Below are 22,761 nucleotides of genomic sequence, written 5' to 3'. Positions count from 1 at the left end.
GTCCTCCTAGTAATTCATTAAAGATGCTTCAGCATTGATCTTAACATAAAACATGCAGCTTATTGAAAACAGAGAACGCCTTTGTTACTGTTACAAATATGAATCAGAGAAAGTAGGTTTAAGAATGTCTCAGATGCAAGTGTATAAAGCAAAAGAGAACAATGTGAAAGTCATCGGGCGGACCCACTACTGCAATAATGTGCTGTGGCTGGCGCTCTCGGGCGGTGGTGTGGAGTTTTCATTCCGTGGTACCAAAGCGGTGATCACCTTAATGGGTGATGCTGTTGCGTCAACCGGTAATAATCTGGCCCGGATTGGGATCAGCGTAAACGGTAAACGGATGATTGACGATCAGGTGGATCAGCCGCTCAAAACGTATACGGTGTTTGAAAGCGATACAGAGCAGGATGTCACAGTAAGAATCACAAAGCTGTCAGAGGCAGCGATGTCAACGGTTGGAATTCAGGAGATCGCTGTTGATGCTGCGGATGGTATTAAGCCAACCCCGCCTAAAGTACATACTATTGAATTCATCGGGGATTCCATTACCTGCGGCTACGGCGTAGATGATGAGCATGAGCTGCATTCTTTTTCCACGGCAACAGAAGATGTTACGAAAGCCTATGCCTATCTGACCGCAGAGCAACTTGAGGCTGACTACAGCATGGTTTCGTACAGCGGATACGGCATTATTACAGGCTATACGGAAAATGACGAAAAGCTGCTTACACATCTTCTTCCGGATTATTATGAAAAAGTGGGCAAGTCTGAAGGGAAGTTTGACGATTGTCTGTTGCCCCAAGATGTACCCTGGGATTTTAGCAAATTCACCCCCGATATAATTGTCATCAACCTTGGAACAAACGATGATTCCTATACCCAAGAGGATAAAAGCAAACAGACAGAATATGCTGAAAAGTATGTTGAGTTCCTCAAAATGGTCAGACGCAATAATTCCCGGAGTCTCATTCTCTGCACGCTGGGGATCATGGGGGACAGGCTATATCCCTTTGTTGAGCAAGTCGTGAAGCAATATACTCAGGGAACAGGCGACAGCAATATTTCGACAATGAAATTTGACGTACAACTGGCAGCCGATGGATACGCAGCTGATTTCCACCCGTCCCAAGCCACACATTGTAAAGCAGCGGAAAAATTAACGGCTCATATCAGGGGATTATTAAAGTGGTAATTATAGGTGGGGAATAATTGATATAGTGGATTTTGAGTTTGGACTTTTGGAATTGTTATGTGCCGTTTCTTGTGCGATTTGGTGTGTTTACTTTTAAGTACTAGGCTTTATAGTAATCTGAATAAAATATACTGATAGATGTATATATTAAAGAAAAGTTGAATATACTTTAATATAGAACCATCAAATAGGCGAAGCTTGCTGCTAAGACAAAGACTGTATACTCGTTGTTGAGTTACAGTCTTTGTTTTTGTGTAATCAAAATTCATTTTAGCCATTTCGAAGGTACGTTAACTACTACTGATGTAAGTTATCATTTAATAAATTTATAACGCCACCACTGATCAATATATGCAAGTGATACTTGCTAAGTTAATCATTGATAAAAGATGTTCGCATATATATAATACAAACAAATGTTCTTTTATAGTGTTTGCTAGACTTAATGTACAAATTATCAGGAGGATAATAGATGATAAGAAAAATAGATGGGGATTTATTGGATAAAGAAAGTATTATATTACGTACAAAACCTAAACTTACTATGGTTCAATTACTAGTGATAAAAAGTGCCATAAATAAGTCTATTGAAGATCATAGTCCATTATGGTTAAAAGTATTTTATTTTAATTATGATAGAGTGCTCCACGGTATCGTAATGACTGCAGATTATCAGTTACAACGAATTGAATTGAGAACTATTGGGGATCAATCAGAATGGATAAAAATTGAGGATATCTTAAACGTAAATTGAATCGAAGGGCTAGGCCTTAGTTTGTTGACCTTTTTACAGTAGATTGGCGAATTGCTTTGTGAAATATTGCTTTTCAAGGGAAAGTTTACAGGTGTACTGTATGATAACATTTTTTTCGCAAGCGAAAGTTTCCGTGTGGTTTTATTTCGGAAAGAATTCGGATTTAGGGTTGATATATAGAATTGTGGTTGAAGCAACTGAAGATGATAATTTGACATTAACGGTAGGTGATTATAATGGGCGAAATAGTGAAAAATCAACATTATATTCCACAGAATGTTCTTAAACATTTTGCTGATAAGGGTAGAGTTTCTGAAGTGTTGGTTGAAAAAAATGCCGATCCGTACCAAATCCCTTATCGAAACTCTATGTCAGAACGCTTTACATATGAGCATTCACAATTAGCGACCAACGCAATAGAAAACTTTTTTCAAAAAATTGAGGATGACTTTGGGCCAGCTATTGTTGAAGTATTGCGTTTACTAGGGCAGGTTGATTGTGGTGAGGGGGAATTAAGTAGTGTTGAAGAATATATCCGTTCCTACCTTAATGCAATAATAATTTACTACTATCGAAGTGGTGCGTTATTGTATGAATTTGAACATGAGACTGCAAGTAAAGAGAATCGGATTTCAATGATGCTTAACAAATTATCGAATACGAATTACATAAACAATCTTAGCGAAACTATCAGGAAATATTATGATTTTGCTATTATTAGAAGTGAGTCTGGGAATTTCTTAATCAGCGATCAGTACATCTCTACAGCTGCATTAAGAATCAAAAGTAGATTCTCTGATATTAGTAATAGACATTTAGTACTCATTGAGGTTCTAATATTGGTGCCTCTTTCGAATGAGTATTATGCAATTTTCTATCATGGGCATAAACCAGAATATATTCGACCTCAAACCATAAATTATCTTACTGACGAACAAGTACTCGAAATTAATAAAGTTATCATAAATAATTCCTATAAAAAATGTGTTGGTAAAGAAAAGGCTACACTTCAAGAGACCCTACCTTATTTTGAATGGCGATCTCCTTCTGCAATTTATATTGGGCATAACTCTGGCAAAGTAAGTGGATCAACACTAAAAAAGGAAGTCTTCTTTTATGAGAAGGAGAAGAGAGCTTGGGAGCTTTTTACTGATCCTATGCATTTTAGAGACTTCAATAATTTGGGTAGAAATGACTATTGTGGTTGTGGGAGTAATAAAAAGTTTAAGCTATGCTGTTTTGAATATTATGTGGAAGTCAAACGAATATGGAGAACTATTAACGATAAAAATCTAGTATTTAAAATCGGAGTACATCCACGTGCGCAAGTTGAAGAAAGTATATTTTCATTTTGAGTTGTGAAAAGTGAAATAAAGTATACTTTTATTGATAGGCGTAAGTTTATTGTTCTGATCTTTTAATTAAGCGTTGAGTTTTATGATATTATACCTATTTAGAAACCTAACCTAATATGGGGAGATAACTATAAGAAGAAGTATTCTAAGGAAATTGATAATATGGGGGACCAACATGGTTAATGAAATATTGCTTTCCGAATATACTTTATTTTCTTCTGACACTTGCTTATACGATAAAAGTTTTGGTATATTCAGGAAATGGTAAAGGAGGTCTATGATGAGTTGGGAGATTGTAAGAGAGAGTAAAGAGCCCTGTGGGTGCGGATTGGGTTTTGTGCTAACTGTAGTAAGATCAGATGATTGGAATCGGACCGACGAAACTATTAGTCTGCAATGTTCAGAGTGTGTAAAGAATTACGTGAGATATTCGTATGATTATCAAAGATCAGGAATGATTGAAACTGCAACTTATTGGGTGAAAAAAGAGGACTACAAAGCATTTCTTCAATCGAAGTCAGAGGTTGATGCTCTGCAGGTTATTGCGAACAAGGATTTAACAGAGTATCTTCGATTGCATTATTTAAAGCCGTGGATGGATCTATTTAGTGATGTTCCATGGAATAAAAAATCTATATGGAGTAAGCTGAAGTTGCTTGGATTAACAAGTTATAGTTATTCTACTTTTAGCGGTAAAATTAAAGTAAAAGATTTAACTGAATTTGTTGAAAGCTTTGTTACATATAGTTCGGTGAATCAGATAACAAAGATTTTATCGATTAATGATAATAATATTGAAACTATTGCTCTTTCCACACAAAGCGTCCGTCAACGATATGAAGAAGCCCGAAAAGTGATGATGGGGAATGCATTTAGTTAATGACTATAACTCACGAGTACATTGAAGTGGTTTTGTAGGTGAGTGTTAAAAAGAGTATCTCCGATTAAGTCTCTTCATTAACAAAGATGCGAAGGGAAGACGATATGTTTAATCGCTTATTTCCTTATTTTTTTGCGCGTTTTAGAATTGTGGGATTTTAGTACATAGGATTTAAGCCATCACTTAGCACATATGTAGAGGGATGATAATTTGTTGATTGCTTCTGAAAAATTATGCGATATCCATCAAATTCACGACTGGTTGAATCAATGCGCGCAAAGCTATCATCAATTAAAAATAAGAGACAGAATCACAATTGATTTGTCGCAGTTAAATTATGTGACACCGCTTGGGTGTACGACATTATTATCCACTTTATGTTTTTTAGAAAAACATTTCTATTTGGATACAGTAGTTCCTCAAGTCCGTAGAATTGAGGATACAAATGTTGTTAGTTACATGGAAAGAATGAATTTTTTTCAATTGTGCCCATGTGATGTACGGCTATCATTTGAAAATGAACTAGATATGGGGGTTTTGTATAGTCGTAAGCGCTATAATAAAGAAAATTCTTTAAACGAAATAACCTTGTGTAGCTCAGACATGGATGTTGAGAAATTTGATAGTTCTTTGAAGCGGATTTTAAGGAATAAGGGTATAGCAGCAAATCAAGTATCTAACATTAGTCGTATTGTGACAGAACTAGGATTGAATTCGGTAGAACATGGTAAACATAATGATGAGGTCTCTTGTTATTATAGTGTTCAGTCGTATAGTGCGGGGAAAATGGGGATTGCTATTTGTGATAGTGGAGTGGGAATTGTAGAGAGCTTAGAATCACATATTGATTCTTATGACGATGATGATGTAGTGAGACAAGCTATCTTCACAAATGCTTCTTCGCGGGGAAAAGAGAGGGAAAAGGCTTGCCTGATGTTAGAAATGTGGCCTTAATGCTGAATAATGCACAAATATATTTAAGAACTCATAGCAACGCGTATCAAGTCTTTAATGATAGAGTGGTACCCCTTCATAATGGAAGCTACTTTAATGGAACTTACTATTATATTATAGTAAACGCTTGACTTGAATTAGTCTGAATTGATATATTATTAATGGATGGATTTCAATTTTATTTTTGAAGTCAAATAGAATGGTGGATACTTATGATCTATTTAAACTTAATAAGTGAAGGACAGGAGACGGTCAACTTACTGTTTAGGCCTAAGCTAATTCCAATTAGGGAAAGGCTAATGGAAGAAATGAAAATTGCTTCTCCAGGAACCGTTTTTTATTATGATATGAACCAAGTCGAGGGGATTAATGGTTCTGGGGCTGACGAGATTATTGTAAAACCGATACGAGAGTTTATTAAATATTACAAAACAGAAGATAAGTATTTAGTTTTAATGAATCTAAGCAAAGAACACGACCATGTCTACAATATTGATTTAACTCTTAAAGAAGAGAATGTCACTGTAGTTGGTAAGCAAGACGGAGAAATGGCTATTATTGGGAACATTGGTGATTCTCTTAGAGAAATTCTTGTGATCGCACATGAACTTGGAGAAGTAACCGCACGTGATATTACTGAGCGTTTGGATAAGAAGCTTAATTTAACAAGTACACAACTCAACAAGTTGAATGAAATGCGGCTACTGAAACGGTACGAAGTGCAGCTTGAAGAAGGTGGTAGGCAGTACGTATACCGTAGTTTGTTTTATTAGTGGAGGGAGACCTCCATTTTTCATTAGTCGATTTCAAAATTATAATTGAACTCTCTATTGAAGAGAGTTATAATCAAATTAGAGTTCAAAATTAAAATTGAAATCGAGAGGTGATAGAACTGAACAAAATAAAAAATCATAAGTTCATTTGTCGAGAACCTACGATTTAAGAGCAATAAATCTATCGTGTATGTTTATGGAATTAGAGGTGATTTCATAATATCACGATGGTGATTTTTCGACAATCTATCATGATATGAAAGGAAGGATAATTATGCTGATATGCCGCAAATTTATTACACGTAAAGATGGTACTCGAGTCTACGCAAGTCAATTAGGTCTTGAAGCGATTTGTTTTGAAGTTTCTGAAGAAAAGCATCAGGCTTATCTAGATAAACAGAAGAAAGATAAAGAAAAATAAAAGCTAGAACAGAAGATAACCTCTGCACTAAGGAGATTCATCCTTTATAACTTATAATACGAGGCAGGTGTGGGAAATGGCTAAAAACACAGGCAACGGTTTCCGTAAAGGTGCTGTAACAAAACGCTCTCAGTTTCAAGCACCAAACGGAAACTTTGTAAAAGAGATACTTCGAATGGACGTTTTATGGATCAAAAAACGTCGGGAGGTACATTCAAAGGCGTTAGTAAAGAGAGCTAGTTTATAGAGTAAGAGTGGGTTAGGGTTATAATCCACTCTTCTACTCAAAAAGAGGAGGGAAATTACATGGTTGAGTGGTTAACGAACTATCTTGAACTTAACTGGATTGACATGATTAAAGATGTGCTTATTGGTTTAATATCAGGTTTGATTTTAGCACAAAAAAGTCAGAATGATGGGATTAACAATCAAACAACTATACGAGAGAGTGTACAATACATAACTCAAACAGTCGTTGTTAATTACCCGAATAGTAATGAAAGAAGAACAGATAATAAACGCAAAACATCAGATGATGACAATTCAATTCTTGGAATTATAGCTGTTGTTGCGATGGTATTGTCTTATTTATACGTTAAGTATCACTCTGAACTAATGGATTTTATGACCAGTTTGATTGTCATTGGTGTTGTTGGAACTTTGACAGTTGCCATTAAATTGTACCAAAATAATAATTATGACAAATTGAATCGTTTATGGACATTACAACTGTTTGGAATTTTGATGTTTGATTGTATTCAATTGATTGTTATGTCAAAACAGGATGTTTCTTTAATATCTACACTTAGCTTTTCAAATTTTATTAGCTCAGCTGGTATTGATGGGGTTGCTAGATTTGGAGTAATTGGTGTGGGTTATATTCTGAGTCTTTTGCCTAATGTACTGCTTTTTATATTGCTAATACACATGTTATCTGTGAATTTGAACCGTGCGTTTAATGACAGAGTGACAGCGTTCTTCATACGTCGTACTGTCAAATTTACGAGCAAACCGTATCACATGTTAGTGGCTGTGACTTTAGTTTGTTGTTTCTCATTGTTTTATTCAACTGGGTATGTGTACGATTTAATTCAGAAACAACAAGAAAATACGATGCTCTTCATTGAACAGTCATCAAAAGTTAATAATAAATAAGGATAAAAGCGACTCGTAAGGGTCGTTATTTTGTTTATGACTTCTTCCCTACCTATGGTTAATATTGTACACTTAAGATATTGTTGGAATATACCTTTAAGGGGAACGTTGATACAATGACCAATCGCAAAGTAAGAGTATTTATTGGTAGCTCAAGAGAAGCAACAGACTACGCAAGAGCACTAACAACTCAGTTAGAGTATGATGCAGAAGTTAGTCCTTGGTTCGCGGGCACATTTGGAGCTAACTCATACACAATGGAAGCACTTGAGGCAGAGTTGGACTCAAATGATTTTGCAGCATTTCTATTTGCACCAGATGATGTTGCTAAAATAAGAGGTAAATATGTATTTATTACTCGCGACAATACAATTTTTGAGACTGGTCTTTTTTGGGGAAGATTAGGTAGAAAACGTGTCTTTGCAATAGTTCCGCGAGAAGTTGCTGAACGTGATGATCTAATTAAGGGTGAGAATGTGAGTGACTTTCATATTCTGTCAGATTTAAGTGGATTAACGTTGGTACATTATGTTCCGCGTCAAAGTGATACGAAGTATGAAGCTGCTTTAACTACAGCAGTCAGTGCGATAAAACAGGCCATTAAGCATGAAGGATTTTATGTGGACCCTAGAATCAAAATATTTGAAAAACAAGGTATACTTTCGTACTTTTGGCATTATAATAAAAACCTTCCAGAAATTGAACTGGAGGAAAGATATTCTGCATTTGCAATAGGGCTTCGTAATGGACTGGTTGTTCCAGCACCTTTTCAAGTTAAGGGAGCTGCTATATGGAAAAAAGATGAAAATGATAAGATAAAGCAAGTTGCAGGAGATGTAGGGAAAGGAAAAGAATATGGCTTGAAAGATAATGAGGGCTTAGAGGAACATGAACAAAAAATCATGGTGGTAGAGGTCTTTAATACAGGTCGGTATGACTTTTATGATGTTCAAGGCTTTGCACAAGAGTCGGTACTATGCTATCCTTTAGATAGGATTAAAACGCATGTGGCCTCGGTGCATATTGGTGGGATTGCATCGCTTACTCCCGAGGAAATGGCAGGTATTGTAACAGGTAATGGTGAGCTTTTACGGACTGTCATGAACATGATAGGAGGTGTTTTTAAATGAATCTTCGATCTGGTAAAGGAAAACGGAGAGCCATTGGTTCGTCAAAACGATTTGCTGTCTCTAACAATAATCTTAATTCTTCTGTAAAATATTCGGGAATTCAAAAAACTAGCTCAGAAGTGATAATTAGCCAAAGTAAAGGCGTAATCCGTAAACGTATTAGTGGTGGCGCCAACAGAATGAAGGTTAGTGCATCTTCTGGTGCTTGGACTATTCATAAACCAAGTGAGGGAGTCTTTATAGGACCTTCTGTAGTTGGAGTGGACAAAAAGTACGTAAGAGTTATTAGTGGTGATATAGATGACAGGTTGCCTTCCTTCGCTAAATAAATTTGATTTAAAAATTTATAGTCGTACAGCTCAAGCGTACCGATTTCCAATCGGTACGCTTGTCTGTTGTCTGGATAAACGAATAACATACGATTTATTTATTGAAAAAATGATACCTAGAATAATTTTATTTGAGATGTAGTATCCTCCTATATGAATCGAAATTTGCTTTAGAATCGAACAAGTCGTGCGTGCTTTTACAATAAATAATGTCCTGAGTAATAATTTTTTTTAGATTAGATTTAATATTATCAGGTACAAATATTCCTAATACTTGTATCGAAATATCTTTACAACGCTCCATTGTTCGGTATAATCTTGCCAGTTCATAAGGCATTGCTGAGCTGCAAAGGAGCCGAATGTCAGAGTTAGTAAAGTCCTCTTGAATCGTGCCCTCCCTTATTACACCGCAGTCCATGACTATGAAGTTATATACGCGATTTAACTCTTTCGTAAAATAAAAATCAGCTCCCTCCATTACATAGGCATTTCCAGATTGCTCCGGTTTAAACAATTGAATGATATGAGCCAGATGGTTATTCGAATTTGCCTCTACATAACATGCCGAGCCCCCATGAGCGTTTATCCAGCAAACTAAATTAAACGCTGTTGTAGTCACCCCCACACGTCGGTCACATCCAGCAATTGCGATCGTGACATTTGAACAATTAAATTGGTATTGGACTTCATTATCCGAAGGTGTAGTATGAAAGTTCTCTTCGTAAATAATGAATTGTTCATGAGTGGGGATATATCGTTGCAAACCTTCTTCAGTAAAACACTCACGGATTTCATCATTTATTCGATCTATTTCTGTTTCTGTAACAACATTAGTGATTTCTGCTTGTATTAACTCTTGTAAAAAAGGACTGCTCTCTGGCAGCCCTTCCGAAATCACAATAATTCGCATTTCATACATCATCTGAAAAGATAAAAGTGCTTGTACCATTTCTTTGTCAGTCTCTTTTATTGCTCCACGTTCAATTGCTAAATAGCGAACATGGCTATAAAATCGCATATCTTTTACAACAAAGGAATTAAGTGAAAATGAGCCGATCAGTTTTTTTACCGGCAATTCCAATTCGATCTCAATAAAATCAAGCAGATTAACTTTGTTACTACTAGTTAGATATAGAATCATCCCTTACCCTTCCTTCATGAATAACAATATAATCCCAATGACCACTAGACCCATATAGAAAAAAAGCTCAATGAGCTGTTTCTTTTTGTCCACGCTCATCGTCCTCCTGCAGTTCCCATATAAGAAAACTTATATTCCGGGATATCAAAGTGGATATGCAGCCTCTTGGAGCCGATCATCAACAAAGCATGTTCGCGTTTCTTGCTGGCCAGAAGTTCTTCCTCTGCATCGGTTAGGTTATAAAGCTCTCGTGTTTCCTGGAGGTTTTTCCCGTCTGTTCCCATCAATATTTTGATACAAGGTATATCCAGTAGCGCTTGCCCGTACATCTTGACTTCAGGGGCTAGAAAGTCCACGACACTATGAGAGATAATCGCAAGGCTGGCTTCATATTTTCGAGCGCGTTTCTCTACATTTCGTAAGAATACTAGGCTCTGCGGGACGTTAGGGTCGATCATCAAATAACACTCATCACAGATCAGCAGCACCCGCTCTGTCCGATCCTGAGACATTTGCTCCCAGCACCAGGATAAGAGGTTAAAGTATTGGGTTCGCTTGATATTCTCAGAAGTATTCTGAAGAGTATGGGTGTCCAAGCAAATGCAGCGGCTATGGGTTTGGATGGTGCTGTGACCATTCCATAAAAAAGAGTCCCCACCATGTGCAATATCATGCAACAGTAGGGACAACTCTTTATAAACTTCATCTCCGAACTTCTTTTCCTTGCCATGAATCAGAGCGTAGAGGTCAGAAAAAGTAGGGAAGTCGCTGCTGGCTGAGTTTCGTAATATCTGTGGTCCACGTAATTAGAAACTGATTATACAACTCAATCAAACATTGCTTAAGGACAGCTTTTTGCATCATGGTCAGGTCAGGGATATAGAGGTTAAAGAAGATTTCTAGATTTTTCAGATGCAGCGCCATATCAGACATACCGTGACCTTCATCTTTATAAAGCGGAAATTGCTCATCCTCTTCATCGCGGGGAGCTGGACGAATTTGCAGTGGATTGATTCTACCATTCGATCCACCGCCGGCGTTAATCCAGTCGCCATTTAGCCTCTGGCAAAGCTCCCTATATTCCGATTCTGGATCAATAAAAATAATTTTGGTACCCTTCATGTATTCACTAAGTGCCACATGTTTTACAGCTGTAGATTTACCTACGCCAGCTACGCCCATAATGACGATGTTGGAATTGGTCCGGTCGCCCCCGCGTTTCCATGTATCGACGATGACCAATCCGCCGCTAGCGTCCTTAGCGAAATAATAACCCGTTTCGTCGTTGAAGCCAGAGCTTGCAAAGGGGAAGCCTCCCACGAAGGTACTCATCGGCATGATTTTGTTAAGGATATCTCCAATTTGATCTTGTGCCGGGTACATGGGGGATAGGTGACGAAAGCCCTCTTTTTGAAGATGGGCCAGGTTTCGAATTTTGCAGCGCATCATACTGAAGGTATTTTCAACACGTCTACATGCCCGAGTAAACTGCTTTTCATCTTCTGCAAATGGCATGACCATTACATTCATAAGGCCAACCGTTTCACCGTTTTGGTCGATCTGCATCATAATGTTCTCACCATCGGTAGCCGCCTTGTCTGCTCGTTGACGGGTTAGAGGATCTTTAACACTGTCGGCCATGCTGCGATTTTGTGTAATAGATTTGGATATTGCTGAGATTAAGGCGCTATTGTCTATAGGTTGAAAACCAATGGATACCATGGTAGATGGCATATTGGTTAGAGTGGAGAGCCAACCGACATCGGCTTTGGGAGGATACTGAATGACGCCATACATTTTAGCTGTTTGTTCACCAATCACAAGGCCGTTCCGAGAAAACTCCAGGCCCATAGGAGTGACTGCGTTTAAAAGCGAAGGATTCACAGATAAAGATGGAGATGTGGGTTTCAAAATATCAGTTCTCCTTTCCGCTTATGATCCAGAAGGGGCCACCTGCTGCTGCATTTTTTCGGGCTTCATTTAAAATAATGGAGAAATCCCATTCCTGCTCGCTTCGCTTTCGACTGGCTGGATCGGCGACAAGAATCTTGCCTTCAGATGTGACGCCTCGAAGGACCATGAAATGCCCTGAAAAAGTGAAGTGACCTTTACCCATAATGGCAACAACCAGTTTTTCACTAGATAAGGCATTAATGATGGTTTGTTGGTCTTTTTGAGTAGCTCCTTGAACATTCAAACCAAAATGCTGAGCACCATCAGGAATTAAACTATGGTAGCTACCAGTTCCTTCTGCCAAATAACCATTTTCATAGGCCCACTTAGTCATAGTCACAGGATCGATACTTTTCTCTGTAAACGTCGATACAACAATTGCTAATGAAGTTGGACCGCATCCAGACACTCCAATGGTATCTCTAGGACCGTAAGGCTTATTTGCCCAACGGGAGTCCATTTGGTTGTAATAGACAACTTCGCGACTTCCATCCTTAAACGTTACTCCCTCATATTGCTGTCCCTGGCTTTCCGCATATCCTTCGTCGGTGTTTTGTAGAATTTGGGTGAAACCATAATCGATACGCATTTCATTTACAATGGGAGTTTCATCAGCCGAGAGCCATATTTTGAGTGACTCTAAGGGGGAGGTAAGCAGTTGTAGAACCATAGCGATGAGAACTAACAAGGTGGCTGCCGGTACTAAAATAAGCATCAACATTCGTTTGCGAGTTTGTTCGTCGGAAGCAATTTTCAGGGCTATTTTGGAAAGTAACTTCACGGTGAAGGGATCCAAATTCTACACCTCCAACTTCGCAAGAAAAGGAATCACATTTTCAGGTTCTGTCGTTTCGAGGTGGGTGTAGGAGGGATTATTAACTAGGTTGCATAACTGAACGATGTCTTGCTGTTTTAAAAGTTGGGTCTGCACTTGGCCATCTTCAAAATGCTGGGCAAGCCGTTTAGTTTTGTCCAAGAGGTCCCGTTCAGTTCCGTCAGTTTGTCGCTGCCAGAGGATTAAATAAAATTGTCGCTCAACTACTTCACCTGAGAGAGTGAGCGTGTTCATCTCCAGCATTTCTTGCCGGAGTAGTTCTTTCTGCTTAGGGTCTGCGGTAGTGAGTAAAGCACTGAGTTCTGAAATTAGAGGGGAAATATCTACGGGGCGGCTTACCGCAAGAAACTTAAATGGATAGTTGAAAGAGGATAATTCGGCTGTCAGCTTGCTAATAAGCATCTTCTTTTCAGAGGTACTCAATAAATCCAGGCTAATCGGGAAGATCCGTAAATAGCTCATCAGCCAACCGTCTTGTGTATGAAGGAAGTTCCCATGAATGTCTTGTATTTGGACGAATTCTTGTGCTGTTTGCATAGCAAGATCAGTGGTGATATTGGATTTTGCTTTGCTTTTCATAAGGCGAAATAAAACAGCTCCTCCGCCAAGAAGGCAGAGGAGCAGCACAATGATGGGCAGCAGCATAAAAGCAGCACCAACTTTCTATTTTGTTTTTTTCGGTGCGATATGCCAATCAGAGAAAAGGTTCCCGGAGATCGTAATCGTTTCTTGCAGTTGAAGAGTCAACATGCCTTCAGGTGTCCAGGCATCCAGAATGCGTGTGATTGGAATATACGGTCCATCAGGGAACCAAACCGGCGTAAAGTGAACTCGACTTTGGTAAGTCGAATATTCATTAGTCTTCAACCAAAAATTGGCGTTCACTCCACCTGATTTTAGGTCATGAAGTCGCCAGTAGGTTTGATAAGAAAACTCCGGAAAATAGGTGACAGTATACTGTGCACCGGTGATGTGACTACTAGGAGCATTAGAAAAGGTAGCGCTATTGGTGGTTATTTCAATGCCATATCCTGATTTCATCCTTTTGGAGGAAAGAACTGGTGATTTAGAATCAGGTACGACTGATTGGGTGGCAGAGAGGGAAGCGAAGTAGCTGGTCCAGATATAATCCCACCAGCCTCGATCTTTCCAATATCCATAATCTATCCAATATCCGGTGTCCTTTCCGGTACTGTGCCACTGCCAGTTAGAGATCCAGACCCAGTATTCATGCCAACTGGCCGACCATATTCCCCAAGAGGCAGTAGTTATTGATGGATAGTTAGGGAACGCAGGGAGTTGAAATGAGTCATTACGGTCTGTGGCAGTAGGATTGGGCGGGGGATTCTGGTTAAGGTCGATGAGAGAAGCTGTTATAGAGGAAACGCTAAGTAAGCCATTTGTTGAGCTCACCTGAATAGAGACTGATTGTGGTGTGCTAGGTGTGTGCCATTTTATCCAAACTAACTGGCTGTCGCCTTCCGGAATGACGATATTCGTCACCGTGTAAGTGCTGCCCATAATCGCAAATGTAACGCTTGCCGGATTATCGGGAGTGATTTCGGCAGAGGTGGAAAGACGCACGGAGGTAATCACATCAGTATCTGTCCGGTATTGGTAGCTCGTTTGACTGGGGGAAGGGATAGTAGGGGCGTTATTGAAGCGGACGATGCCCAAACCAAGGGAAGCAATAATTTGATCGTTACTGACACGACTGCTGGTAGAACCATTCCAAGCGGGGAAGCCCAGATCGGAGGTCTCTAAGAACATTGAGAGTGGTAAATTCTGATGGGTAAGGCTAACCATTTTGGAACGTAAGCCACCGTTTAGAATTTGATCGTATAATGCAGTTTCATGAGCTGTCATTCCCATAAAGCCACCTTCAAAAGTAAAGTAGGCTATCGGCTCTAAGAGTAGCTTATAGTTGCCACTCGTTAAGAGGGCATAGTCTATCCCAGTATCATTTGAAATCATTTTTATTGCCCCTTCAGAGCAGAAATACTTTTTTATAACCTCAATATTCGTTATGCTTCCACCTGAACTGATGATCTGAGGCATTGGCAATGCAGGAGTTTGGTAAGCATATCCCCCAACCTTAACGCTAAGATTTGTTCCATTGCGATATTGCATTTTGCTGACCTTTTCAAAATGAATTAAGTTCGATGAAGGTGTCTTATTTGTATAATCCACAGGAGTAGAAATTGGCGCTTCATCTGATATACGAATAACTGTCACTCTAACCCCATCGTAGCCAGGTACCCACTTATTTTGGGACGTTCCTGACCCCATGCCGCCCCCACCATTATCAATATTTCCATCACCAGTGCCATCAGCAAAAGAAGTAAGCTGAAAAAGTGAAAGCACAAGTATTGAAGAAAGTAGAAATAATAAAAACTGTTTCAAAGGGTTCACCTCCAAAATAAAAGAGTACAGGATTATCGCCTGTACTCTTCTTTAACATGGATTAAATTGGACTAGTCCATTGACCCTACCTGTTTGTTCCAATCGCCATCTGATTCACTGGTGTTCCCCTTATTGTCTCCTTGGTCCTCAACCCATCCAAAGCCAGGAACGTATACCTTCCCATCATTATTTTTGGCTCCAGCTTTGGGTTCATCCTTTTGTTTATTTGGTTGAGTTGTCTTTTCCTCATAAGCTGGAGTAGAAGCAGGAGATTGAGGTTTTGTAGATGCCTTAACTTTTGGCTTAGGCGGCTGGGTAGGTTTTTGTGTTTTTGCAGGTTGGGTAATAGGTACTTCAATATTCTTCTGTCCCTTTTCCGGCTGAAGTACAGGAGTTTCAGATAGGGTAGGCTGAGGGGTAATTTCGGCAACAGAGATGGGGAGGAACTTGGGCTTGGATTCTGGGAGGAGGTAGTAGGGCTTGGCTCTATTTCAGGAATATTGATATTAGAAGGATCTACCGCTGATACAGTATTTGTTGATTCAGGTATCTGACTACTGTCCTGATGTGGCCATGCCGCCCAAGTGACTATAAGGCCAACAATCACAATTCCTCCGGTAAAAGCCCATATCTTTCTCTTCATCGTTCTCGACTCCTTATAGCATATTGGTGTTCTTACAAGAGGATCCCGTTCTTCTATTTTACTGTATAATTCTGTAAAATCCAATGAAATCAGCTATCACAATAATATTTATTAGGTAGATTTGGTGAACCGAGGCATATATACTGCTTTAACATGTAATTCTGCCTTCATTGGAGGCAGATGCCCCCAGCCAAAGGAAAGTGGCACTTCCAGCTGGATTACTGCTTCAGCCGTGAATTGTTCCATGGTGCTCGGAGATGAAGGAGCAAAAGGTGCATTGATGAGAGTTACGTTTAATCCGGAGACGCTATATTCCGCTTGATCTCCAATTAGTTTGGCATATCGTGTCTCTTGATAGGTGAGTCCTAAGTTTTCTTGCAGCCTAGGATAGATATGCCCAATGGAGACTTGCTCTTGCCACTCGTTACCGGACCTTAGATAACCGCCGGAGTAACTTTGTCGCAGGCTGCTGTATACATTACTGTAGTTTTCAGCAACCACGGCAACAATAGAACTTTGTACAGCATCCCTTACACCGCTGGCAATAATCGTTAGTCGCATGTATTCAAAAATCACACAGGAAAACATCAATATTGCCAACACAATGGCTACAACTAACGGAAAGCCATTTCCGGATTTGTTAGTCACCCACTTCATTTCCAATACACCTCAGACTTTCCTTGAGCGCTAGCGGAGAGTTCAATGGGGAAGGAGCCAAATTTCCCAAATAGTCCGATGTTAACAGTGGTTTTCAAAGTTACAGTTACTTCTTCGTTAATTTGAATTTCTCCGGTTCTACTCCACACAATTGTAGGGTATAGGCCAGTCTGTGTTTGTAATTCACTAGCACGCTCATTAGTCTCACTGCCAACTCTACCGGATATCTCAGCTTCTCGTACCAGTTCCGCGGCGAAAGTGTCTAGTTGATTCTTTATGACAAAGACCGGAAACACCTTGATAGCCAGAGCTACGCATAACATGGCAGCCAATACTAGCACCACCACATCGACGTAGCCTTCTCCGCGCTTACTTCGGAGGATGGACACCTTGCATTCCTCCTTTCCTTCTGGATGGTATGCATCAGAATAATTTGCCCATCGCCCGCATGATCTCCATGCCCAAAATGACAATGTACATTAACATAAAGCATCCGAGCATAGAGAAGGAATACTTGCGTACTTTGCCTGGACGTTTCATTGCAGTAAGCTTGAGTCGTTGAATTTCTATCAATTTGAAGTCATGTGCGAGCATTTCAAAATAGACGACTCCCTGATCACCACGCAATACGGCTAGCAACCCCCGTACAATATCAGATAACATCGTGCTGCCAATACGTGTCTCGAACCTCAGCAGGGCTGTCTCCTGATTGCCGCTCTTTATATCCGCTATAGTAATAAATAATTCGCTCTGCAAGCTGACCCCGGCATTTTTGGCGTAGACCTCAAGCATCCGCAGCACGTCTCTGGTGGCTTTAAGTTCTTGCGCGATAGTGGCCACAAATCGGGGAGTTCGGCTTCAATTTCTTCTCTTTTTTTGCGAACGGACTCACTTGCCACACCGATATTTTTAAAAAATATAGCGATTGCCAAAAAAATAAAGAGTGGTGAAATCAGCGGTGAAATTGGCAGGCTGACTAATCCTCCACCCAAAATCAAACCTGCTTTTACAATGGATTGAGCTACATAGGATTGCGGAGTTAGTGGAATACCAGCTGACTGAAGAGTTGCAGCCGTTTTGCGTTTATAGTAATCGCTTAGTGGAAGTTTAGGAGCTAACCAGGAAGACATACGAAAGATGAGAGCATCAAAGGTAGAGCTGCCTTTCTTCCCAGTTCGTGCGACTCGAATGACAGCCTTCGAGGCAGCAAGTGTAGGAAGTTTAATCAGGTCCGCTAGTACGAGATAAGTTCCAGCAGCAAAAAGCAAACCCATGAACAATAGTAATCCGGACATCATAGACAGTCACCTCCTTTAGCGCTCCCATTCTTCCTCACGTACTACACCATCCCATATGGGTTCTGGGTAAGGAGCGGGAATATACCGTTCGACTTCCTCCAGACTTTTGAGGGTGATAGCCTCGTAACTAATCACCTCTTCAGCTGCTTTTGGTAATTGTCCCATCTGTGCAAGTGAAGTAAAGCCAGCATTACCAATAATGATGTGATCCAAAATACCAATATGGAGCGGTTCAAAGATCGCAACCATTCGTTTAGTCATTTCCATATCCTCCCAAGATGGTTTCAGGCTTCCCCCCGGATGGTTATGTGCCATAATGATGGATGTGCAGTCACAATTCAGCGCAGCCTTTAAAATATTGCGGGGATAAACGGGAGCTTCGGTGAGACCACCTTCAGAAATAATTCGTGTTTCAATCACATGGTTACCATTATCTAAGAAGGCAACCATGAAGCGTTCTCGATCTCTAAGACCTAGTAAAAATGCGGAGAAGTAGCTTCCTGCCAGATCAGGAGATGTGATTTTACGCTGTGTATTTTCCACTTCCCACTGCAGAACACGATGGGAGATGAGAAATTCATTGAGCTGTTCTACTTTCTGTAGTTGCATTGAAGTAAGTTCCAGGGAATGGGGATGCTCCAGAGCATTCATCAGGTTATTGGTATTTCCATAGTTCTCTAATTTATCGAGTGGAATTCCCGTTAACTGATGAAGGGATTGGATATATTCTTTGACCATTCTATTATCAAGGTAGTCTTGGCCCATCGAATTCGCTCCTTTCTGGAGATGGGCCTAGCTCCAATGCATTTAAGATCTTCTTTACTGCCTGCAGCTTGCTTTTCAAATCGCCAGACAGTTCCTCTTCTTCCAACCGGTCCCAAAAGGTACGGAACCCGTATTCCTCAATCAGGGATTGTAAGATGATCTGCTCTTGCGGGGATGCCTCAATCAAATTGCCTAATAACCGAATGGAATCGTGCATTTGAATTCTCCTTTCTTACCGTTTATATTCCAGAGGACGTGTAAGTCGGATCACTGCTGCCAGTGAGACAAACAATGCCAATGCGCAGATTGAAAGCACGATATGCCCAGGAGTGCTGGTAGTCAATGTATGGAACCAGTCGCGATTCAGAAAATAAAGTAAGGGAATATTGCCGACGAGTAGCATAGCCATGGTTAGAAATTCTTTTAACGGCTCATAGAGTAAATAGTCAAGCTCCGCCGAGACAACACGCATATCGGATAATTTGGCGACAATGGGCATGAGTGTGGATTTCAACGTTCGATCATCCTGACAGGTAATCAGGGCATCACACCACTCTTGAAAGACGGTATTATTAATCCGTCCTTTAAGCTGTAGAATCGCCAGTCTAAGGTTGGCATGAATCAGTTTAGTTTCAGCTAGGAACACTTGAAACACATCTGCTACGGGAGGATTCAAGTAAGGGAGATTTTCTTCAATGGCTGCCAGAATATTCTCGTTACGCAGGTAGGAGGTGGTAATGACGGAAAGAGCCGTTTCTAATTCACTACCAAGCCGCTTCTTGTAGAATGTGGAGCTGAACAAGACACCCCAAAAAGGAAGCAGGGCAAATCCTCCAGCCATTATGGGTAACAGCCATAAATTGTTCATGAAGATTGCCAGCATAGATCCTATAAGTGCTAAGGATAATGAACCGGCGATAAGCAAACCAAACCGTTGACTATGCCCCGTCTGTTCTAGAATGGCTTGAGCTTCATGGACTGTAGCTCTCCAGCCCTTAAGCTTTTTGGGGTGCTGAACAGCACGGATTCGTTTTGCTAATGATTGACTTCGAATAGACAAATGGGAGAGTAGTTCGGAGAGTTCTTGAGCTAATGCATAAGGAGTGAGTTGAAGGATCAGCATGCAGCCTGCAGTTAAACCGATAAAAGCTAACAGCAGCATAAACATCATGAGGCTTCACCTCCTGATAGCAGACGCTGCAATGAGGATAAGGGTAAACCGTTTTCGAGCAAACGTTTTTGTAGGCCGATAGAGATGTCACGAACTTTCTCATAAGCGCCGTCGATGCAAATGCCTCCAGCTTCTTCACGAGTAGCATGGACGGCAAACCGGAATAACGTATGAATGACGCGCTGACCATCTGGGAGTATGCAGCATTCTGTGATTTCCATCATCCTGCGGGTATTGTCCTCTAGTTTCTTCACAAACAAAATGAGTGGAAAAGCTTCTGTTACCAGGTTGTACAGGGTCTGGTCATTCATTTCATATTTCTGGGTACAGAGCGTCACCATGCGGTAGTAGGTAGCAAAACATGAATTTGCATGGGTTGTGGTAATCACAGTATGACCGGTTCGAGCTGCTTCCTGAGAGGCAAAAGCTTCGGCAGATTTCATTTCCCCGACGCAAATTACATCTGGGTTGGCAGTCAGGGCAAATTCCAGTAGCTTTTCCTGATCGATATGCTGGCGGGGATCTTCGCTAGAGCGTGTTACAGTATGCACCACGTTGTTCAGAACACGGCCGTTTTCATCGGTAATGACCAGATCAAACTCACGGCAATCATTTTCAATAGTGAAGATACGTTTGTCATAGGGAATGGTGGAAAGCAGCCAGCTCATCAAGGTTGTTTTACCGCTGCCAGTGGCTCCAGTGACGCACATAGATACCCCATACTTTAGACAGAGGCTGAGGAAGTCCAGCATTTCTGCGGTCGCTGTTTCATTCTGAATAAATTCATCTCGCGCTAACTTTTGCGGGTTAATGATCCGTATGGAGGCAGCGATACCCTTATCTTTATCTGTGATCGGAGCACCGAACACGGTAATGCGAATATTGTTGGCCAAATGGCCTCGCACAATGGGCTGGGAATAGTCCAGGATCATACCGGACTGGTGAAGTAGTCGCCGTATGACATCTACCGCATGCTCTGGAGAAGAAAACTGTTCTTCAGCGGGGAGTATGCGTCCATCCGTGTAGCTGATTTTTACGTCATTGTAGCTGTTAATATTGATTTCCTCGACATCTCTTGAAAAAAGATAACGAGTCAAAAAAGAATACTCCACCATCTCGGCATACAGTCGGTCAATCAGTTCATCGAAGGTAAGTCCTGGCACATGTAACCGTTGATCGGTCAGATATTGACTCATGTAGGAGACGATCTGTTGTTTTTGCTCTTCGGGGTGGCGACTCATCAGTGTGGCATATTTCCCGGAAAGATAGGTCTGGACTTCCTTTAGCACATCCGCAAAGGGCTTGGACTGAGTAGCAGAAAAAAATATAGAAGAAGCTTGATTCATTGACCATCACCTCGGCGCTTTGGAAGGAATGATTTTAGCCAATTGAGGAGATTTAAGGTTGTCGTATTACTGGTAGAAGTCTTAGAAGAGTTATCTTTTGACTTCGCTACTTGCTGGTGTTCTTCCGGTAAAGCTAGTTGAATTAAATGTTCCACTCCACTCAGATAAGTCTTTGCGTCTTTGCCACTTAAATCATCGAGCAGCCGGGCATCTGCCGTTTGTTGCTCCAGCTCAGTCACATAGGGAAGGGTTACTTCAATGCCTCCGAAAACTTGACTGTATTCCTTTTCGTTTTGCCCTGCTTTAACATTGGATAGTACAGAGACATTCAAAGAACGGCGAAATCGTAAATCCGTCAACAATGGTAAATAGGAAGCATAGAACATCAGGCTTTTCAGCTCACAACTATGCAGCCGAAAGACGGTATCCGCCAGTTCTAGTGCTATCGTGGAAAGGGGATCGGCGGACAGATAGCTGGAGCAGTCAACCAATATCACATCTGCCAGATGTCTTGCCAACGTTAGAAGATCGACAGCCCGCTCCCTGTTGTAAGAAGCATACATATAAGCGGTGTCCCCTTTTTGTAACCAATCAGAGCAATATGAGGAGAATCATCCAGTGGGAGAGCATACCGTAGTAATTCTTCTTGGGTTAGAGAAGGTAGACTGAGTAGTTCGCCTAGGGAGCGTTGTTGCTTAGCAGCTTGCGGCAAGATTGTGGAAGTGGAGGGGCAAAGCGCATCACAGCAAAGAATGAGAACATTTTGTTTTTTTGCGGCAAGGGCTTTAGCTAGCTTGATCGTCGTTAAGGTCTTACCGCTACCGGGATTGCCCCAAACAGCGATCAACGGATTATTACTCATTGGCATCCCCTTTCTTAAGCTGGGCTGTGAAGTAAGCATCTTGTTTGTCGGTAAAGGCTTTAGCAGATATAGGGTCGCCGCGGTACACGAGGGACGTATGCAGCTTGGCTTTGTTCTCAAGATCAGCTAAAAGCTGAGCCTGCTCTGGTTGAACGAGTAGTGTTAAAGTCGAAGGGAGTTCATTGTCCTCATTGTCATCGGAGGTGGTGTCAGTACCTGTTTGGGCGTCCAGTCCGCTGCTTGTAGTGACAGCTAATACTTCAAGATACTGCAGTTCTGGAGGAATGGAGGTCGTACGCATTTCTCCGTAATCTGATGCTATCAAGGTCACGATATCTCCAGGTTGAAGTTTCCCGGATAGCCCCGCCGCAAGGCTCTTAATTGTGACGGACATGGCTTGTTTATGCCCATCCAGTCGATTGAGGTAAGCATCTAGTGGAACAGCAGACAACTTAGAGGGAAGCAAATAGTCGCCAGATTTGAGGTCCACCGCCGCATATTGTCCAACGACGGCCTCCGATACTTTAAGAACAGATGCAGGCAAGTGGAGTTTTCCTACCTCTACGGTTTCTACCTGCGCAGACTGGATTACCGCTCCTTTAGCGACATCCTTGGTAATACGAATGATTTGAGTGGTATCGCCGGTTGCACGATTTAAGAGTGGTGCAATGCCAAAACAAATGATGAGAGAGAGTAGAATACAAGTTACTCCTAATACTGAACGATTTTTAAATCTGTACATAA

29 protein-coding genes are annotated in these 22,761 nt (G+C 40.9%); 11 read left to right on the top strand and 18 right to left on the bottom strand.

Annotated elements, in window-relative coordinates; genetic code table 11:
• Window positions 1-124 precede the first annotated feature (124 nt).
• The 11 genes from JI735_RS33170 (at window position 125) to JI735_RS33120 (ending at window position 8,943) form a co-directional block, all read left to right on the top strand.
• Window positions 125-1,192 carry an SGNH/GDSL hydrolase family protein gene (locus JI735_RS33170; RefSeq protein ID WP_039834001.1) on the top strand — a complete coding sequence of 356 codons (1,068 nt, stop codon included), beginning with the start codon at window positions 125-127 and terminating at the stop codon, window positions 1,190-1,192.
• 472 nt (window positions 1,193-1,664) lie between these two features.
• Complete coding sequence (locus tag JI735_RS33165) at window positions 1,665-1,946, top strand: YolD-like family protein (protein WP_039834000.1); 282 nt, start codon at window positions 1,665-1,667, stop codon at window positions 1,944-1,946.
• 236 nt (window positions 1,947-2,182) lie between these two features.
• Complete coding sequence (locus tag JI735_RS33160; protein WP_051051613.1) at window positions 2,183-3,301, top strand: DUF4238 domain-containing protein; 1,119 nt, start codon at window positions 2,183-2,185, stop codon at window positions 3,299-3,301.
• Window positions 3,302-3,581: 280 nt separating this feature from the next.
• Window positions 3,582-4,181, top strand: coding sequence for a hypothetical protein (locus tag JI735_RS33155; RefSeq protein WP_039833999.1), 600 nt, complete (start codon window positions 3,582-3,584; stop codon window positions 4,179-4,181).
• Window positions 4,182-4,394: 213 nt separating this feature from the next.
• Window positions 4,395-5,135, top strand: coding sequence for a hypothetical protein (locus JI735_RS33150; RefSeq protein WP_202676854.1), 741 nt, complete (start codon window positions 4,395-4,397; stop codon window positions 5,133-5,135).
• A 299-nt stretch (window positions 5,136-5,434) separates the two neighbouring features.
• Window positions 5,435-5,908, top strand: coding sequence for a hypothetical protein (locus JI735_RS33145; RefSeq protein ID WP_157771300.1), 474 nt, complete (start codon window positions 5,435-5,437; stop codon window positions 5,906-5,908).
• A gap of 274 nt (window positions 5,909-6,182) precedes the next feature.
• Complete coding sequence (locus JI735_RS33140) at window positions 6,183-6,329, top strand: hypothetical protein (protein ID WP_167330790.1); 147 nt, start codon at window positions 6,183-6,185, stop codon at window positions 6,327-6,329.
• A gap of 76 nt (window positions 6,330-6,405) precedes the next feature.
• On the top strand, window positions 6,406-6,576 hold the full coding sequence (locus JI735_RS33135; RefSeq protein WP_202677734.1) for a hypothetical protein: 171 nt from the start codon (window positions 6,406-6,408) through the stop codon (window positions 6,574-6,576).
• Window positions 6,577-6,635: 59 nt separating this feature from the next.
• Window positions 6,636-7,484 carry a hypothetical protein gene (locus tag JI735_RS33130; protein WP_039833995.1) on the top strand — a complete coding sequence of 283 codons (849 nt, stop codon included), beginning with the start codon at window positions 6,636-6,638 and terminating at the stop codon, window positions 7,482-7,484.
• A 116-nt stretch (window positions 7,485-7,600) separates the two neighbouring features.
• Entirely contained in the window at window positions 7,601-8,614 is a 1,014-nt protein-coding gene (locus tag JI735_RS33125) for a TIR domain-containing protein (RefSeq protein ID WP_039833994.1), read from the top strand.
• The gene (locus JI735_RS33120; RefSeq protein ID WP_039833993.1) at window positions 8,611-8,943 is read left to right on the top strand and encodes a hypothetical protein; all 333 of its coding nucleotides are present in this window, start codon (window positions 8,611-8,613) and stop codon (window positions 8,941-8,943) included. Before JI735_RS33125 ends, JI735_RS33120 begins: the two co-directional genes overlap by 4 nt.
• Before the next feature lie 127 nt (window positions 8,944-9,070).
• Here JI735_RS33120 and JI735_RS36675 read toward each other — a convergent pair whose 3' ends face one another.
• The 18 genes from JI735_RS36675 to cpaB form a co-directional block, all read right to left on the bottom strand.
• On the bottom strand, window positions 9,071-10,084 hold the full coding sequence (locus JI735_RS36675) for a hypothetical protein (protein WP_233476183.1): 1,014 nt from the start codon (window positions 10,082-10,084) through the stop codon (window positions 9,071-9,073).
• A gap of 95 nt (window positions 10,085-10,179) precedes the next feature.
• Window positions 10,180-10,680 (bottom strand): type IV secretory system conjugative DNA transfer family protein, encoded by a 501-nt coding sequence (locus JI735_RS33110; RefSeq protein WP_233476182.1) that lies wholly within the window; start codon window positions 10,678-10,680, stop codon window positions 10,180-10,182.
• Between the two features lie 151 nt (window positions 10,681-10,831).
• The gene (locus JI735_RS33105) at window positions 10,832-11,995 is read right to left on the bottom strand and encodes a VirB4 family type IV secretion system protein (protein ID WP_202676851.1); all 1,164 of its coding nucleotides are present in this window, start codon (window positions 11,993-11,995) and stop codon (window positions 10,832-10,834) included.
• Between the two features lie 4 nt (window positions 11,996-11,999).
• Window positions 12,000-12,833, bottom strand: coding sequence for a C39 family peptidase (locus JI735_RS33100; RefSeq protein WP_233476181.1), 834 nt, complete (start codon window positions 12,831-12,833; stop codon window positions 12,000-12,002).
• Window positions 12,834-12,836: 3 nt separating this feature from the next.
• Window positions 12,837-13,517 carry a TraC-like domain-containing protein gene (locus JI735_RS33095; protein WP_202676850.1) on the bottom strand — a complete coding sequence of 227 codons (681 nt, stop codon included), beginning with the start codon at window positions 13,515-13,517 and terminating at the stop codon, window positions 12,837-12,839.
• An 18-nt stretch (window positions 13,518-13,535) separates the two neighbouring features.
• The gene (locus JI735_RS33090) at window positions 13,536-15,275 is read right to left on the bottom strand and encodes a DUF8193 domain-containing protein (protein WP_202676849.1); all 1,740 of its coding nucleotides are present in this window, start codon (window positions 15,273-15,275) and stop codon (window positions 13,536-13,538) included.
• 71 nt (window positions 15,276-15,346) lie between these two features.
• Entirely contained in the window at window positions 15,347-15,697 is a 351-nt protein-coding gene (locus JI735_RS38050) for a DUF6550 family protein (protein WP_411830149.1), read from the bottom strand.
• A 332-nt stretch (window positions 15,698-16,029) separates the two neighbouring features.
• Window positions 16,030-16,575, bottom strand: coding sequence for a hypothetical protein (locus JI735_RS33080; RefSeq protein ID WP_039832485.1), 546 nt, complete (start codon window positions 16,573-16,575; stop codon window positions 16,030-16,032).
• Window positions 16,572-16,964, bottom strand: coding sequence for a DUF4320 family protein (locus JI735_RS33075; RefSeq protein WP_039832486.1), 393 nt, complete (start codon window positions 16,962-16,964; stop codon window positions 16,572-16,574). The genes JI735_RS33080 and JI735_RS33075 overlap by 4 nt, the downstream gene beginning before the upstream one ends.
• 34 nt (window positions 16,965-16,998) lie before the next feature.
• Window positions 16,999-17,376 (bottom strand): hypothetical protein, encoded by a 378-nt coding sequence (locus tag JI735_RS33070; RefSeq protein ID WP_233476180.1) that lies wholly within the window; start codon window positions 17,374-17,376, stop codon window positions 16,999-17,001.
• Window positions 17,304-17,873 (bottom strand): hypothetical protein, encoded by a 570-nt coding sequence (locus tag JI735_RS33065; RefSeq protein WP_202676846.1) that lies wholly within the window; start codon window positions 17,871-17,873, stop codon window positions 17,304-17,306. Before JI735_RS33065 ends, JI735_RS33070 begins: the two co-directional genes overlap by 73 nt.
• 15 nt (window positions 17,874-17,888) lie before the next feature.
• Window positions 17,889-18,638: a JAB domain-containing protein gene (locus JI735_RS33060; protein ID WP_202676845.1), complete on the bottom strand. Its 750-nt coding sequence runs from the start codon at window positions 18,636-18,638 to the stop codon at window positions 17,889-17,891.
• The gene (locus tag JI735_RS33055) at window positions 18,619-18,855 is read right to left on the bottom strand and encodes a hypothetical protein (protein WP_039835030.1); all 237 of its coding nucleotides are present in this window, start codon (window positions 18,853-18,855) and stop codon (window positions 18,619-18,621) included. The genes JI735_RS33060 and JI735_RS33055 overlap by 20 nt, the downstream gene beginning before the upstream one ends.
• 15 nt (window positions 18,856-18,870) lie before the next feature.
• A complete protein-coding gene (locus JI735_RS33050; RefSeq protein ID WP_202676844.1) occupies window positions 18,871-19,809 on the bottom strand; it encodes a type II secretion system F family protein in 939 nt (312 codons plus the stop codon).
• Window positions 19,806-21,155 (bottom strand): CpaF/VirB11 family protein, encoded by a 1,350-nt coding sequence (locus JI735_RS33045; protein ID WP_202676843.1) that lies wholly within the window; start codon window positions 21,153-21,155, stop codon window positions 19,806-19,808. The genes JI735_RS33050 and JI735_RS33045 overlap by 4 nt, the downstream gene beginning before the upstream one ends.
• Window positions 21,152-21,718 (bottom strand): hypothetical protein, encoded by a 567-nt coding sequence (locus JI735_RS33040; RefSeq protein ID WP_202676842.1) that lies wholly within the window; start codon window positions 21,716-21,718, stop codon window positions 21,152-21,154. The genes JI735_RS33045 and JI735_RS33040 overlap by 4 nt, the downstream gene beginning before the upstream one ends.
• On the bottom strand, window positions 21,676-22,017 hold the full coding sequence (locus JI735_RS33035; protein WP_202676841.1) for a hypothetical protein: 342 nt from the start codon (window positions 22,015-22,017) through the stop codon (window positions 21,676-21,678). The genes JI735_RS33040 and JI735_RS33035 overlap by 43 nt, the downstream gene beginning before the upstream one ends.
• On the bottom strand, window positions 22,010-22,759 hold the full coding sequence (gene cpaB / locus JI735_RS33030) for a Flp pilus assembly protein CpaB (protein WP_039835704.1): 750 nt from the start codon (window positions 22,757-22,759) through the stop codon (window positions 22,010-22,012). Before cpaB ends, JI735_RS33035 begins: the two co-directional genes overlap by 8 nt.
• Between the last annotated feature and the right edge of the window lie 2 nt (window positions 22,760-22,761).

Origin of the sequence: Paenibacillus sonchi (assembly GCF_016772475.1) — a bacterium.
In the GTDB taxonomy this organism is placed as follows: domain Bacteria; phylum Bacillota; class Bacilli; order Paenibacillales; family Paenibacillaceae; genus Paenibacillus_AQ; species Paenibacillus_AQ sonchi.
Note: the sequence above shows the minus strand (reverse complement) of the source record. Positions and strands in the feature narration are given on the sequence as shown.

What these genes read in the sequence shown, in the direction of transcription:
- JI735_RS33130 (WP_039833995.1), top strand. Translation starts at nt 6,636, where the DNA reads ATGGTTGAGTGGTTAACGAACTATCTTGAACTTAACTGGATTGACATG.
- JI735_RS33060 (WP_202676845.1), bottom strand. Translation starts at nt 18,638, where the DNA reads ATGGGCCAAGACTACCTTGATAATAGAATGGTCAAAGAATATATCCAA.
- JI735_RS33170 (WP_039834001.1), top strand. Translation starts at nt 125, where the DNA reads ATGTCTCAGATGCAAGTGTATAAAGCAAAAGAGAACAATGTGAAAGTC.
- JI735_RS33135 (WP_202677734.1), top strand. Translation starts at nt 6,406, where the DNA reads ATGGCTAAAAACACAGGCAACGGTTTCCGTAAAGGTGCTGTAACAAAA.
- JI735_RS33035 (WP_202676841.1), bottom strand. Translation starts at nt 22,017, where the DNA reads ATGAGTAATAATCCGTTGATCGCTGTTTGGGGCAATCCCGGTAGCGGT.
- JI735_RS33055 (WP_039835030.1), bottom strand. Translation starts at nt 18,855, where the DNA reads ATGCACGATTCCATTCGGTTATTAGGCAATTTGATTGAGGCATCCCCG.
- JI735_RS33125 (WP_039833994.1), top strand. Translation starts at nt 7,601, where the DNA reads ATGACCAATCGCAAAGTAAGAGTATTTATTGGTAGCTCAAGAGAAGCA.
- JI735_RS33045 (WP_202676843.1), bottom strand. Translation starts at nt 21,155, where the DNA reads ATGAATCAAGCTTCTTCTATATTTTTTTCTGCTACTCAGTCCAAGCCC.
- JI735_RS36675 (WP_233476183.1), bottom strand. Translation starts at nt 10,084, where the DNA reads ATGATTCTATATCTAACTAGTAGTAACAAAGTTAATCTGCTTGATTTT.
- JI735_RS33080 (WP_039832485.1), bottom strand. Translation starts at nt 16,575, where the DNA reads ATGAAGTGGGTGACTAACAAATCCGGAAATGGCTTTCCGTTAGTTGTA.
- JI735_RS33145 (WP_157771300.1), top strand. Translation starts at nt 5,435, where the DNA reads ATGGAAGAAATGAAAATTGCTTCTCCAGGAACCGTTTTTTATTATGAT.
- JI735_RS33160 (WP_051051613.1), top strand. Translation starts at nt 2,183, where the DNA reads ATGGGCGAAATAGTGAAAAATCAACATTATATTCCACAGAATGTTCTT.
- JI735_RS33140 (WP_167330790.1), top strand. Translation starts at nt 6,183, where the DNA reads ATGCTGATATGCCGCAAATTTATTACACGTAAAGATGGTACTCGAGTC.
- cpaB (WP_039835704.1), bottom strand. Translation starts at nt 22,759, where the DNA reads ATGTACAGATTTAAAAATCGTTCAGTATTAGGAGTAACTTGTATTCTA.
- JI735_RS33155 (WP_039833999.1), top strand. Translation starts at nt 3,582, where the DNA reads ATGAGTTGGGAGATTGTAAGAGAGAGTAAAGAGCCCTGTGGGTGCGGA.
- JI735_RS33065 (WP_202676846.1), bottom strand. Translation starts at nt 17,873, where the DNA reads ATGATGTCCGGATTACTATTGTTCATGGGTTTGCTTTTTGCTGCTGGA.
- JI735_RS33050 (WP_202676844.1), bottom strand. Translation starts at nt 19,809, where the DNA reads ATGATGTTTATGCTGCTGTTAGCTTTTATCGGTTTAACTGCAGGCTGC.
- JI735_RS33165 (WP_039834000.1), top strand. Translation starts at nt 1,665, where the DNA reads ATGATAAGAAAAATAGATGGGGATTTATTGGATAAAGAAAGTATTATA.
- JI735_RS33040 (WP_202676842.1), bottom strand. Translation starts at nt 21,718, where the DNA reads ATGTATGCTTCTTACAACAGGGAGCGGGCTGTCGATCTTCTAACGTTG.
- JI735_RS33095 (WP_202676850.1), bottom strand. Translation starts at nt 13,517, where the DNA reads ATGCTGCTGCCCATCATTGTGCTGCTCCTCTGCCTTCTTGGCGGAGGA.
- JI735_RS33120 (WP_039833993.1), top strand. Translation starts at nt 8,611, where the DNA reads ATGAATCTTCGATCTGGTAAAGGAAAACGGAGAGCCATTGGTTCGTCA.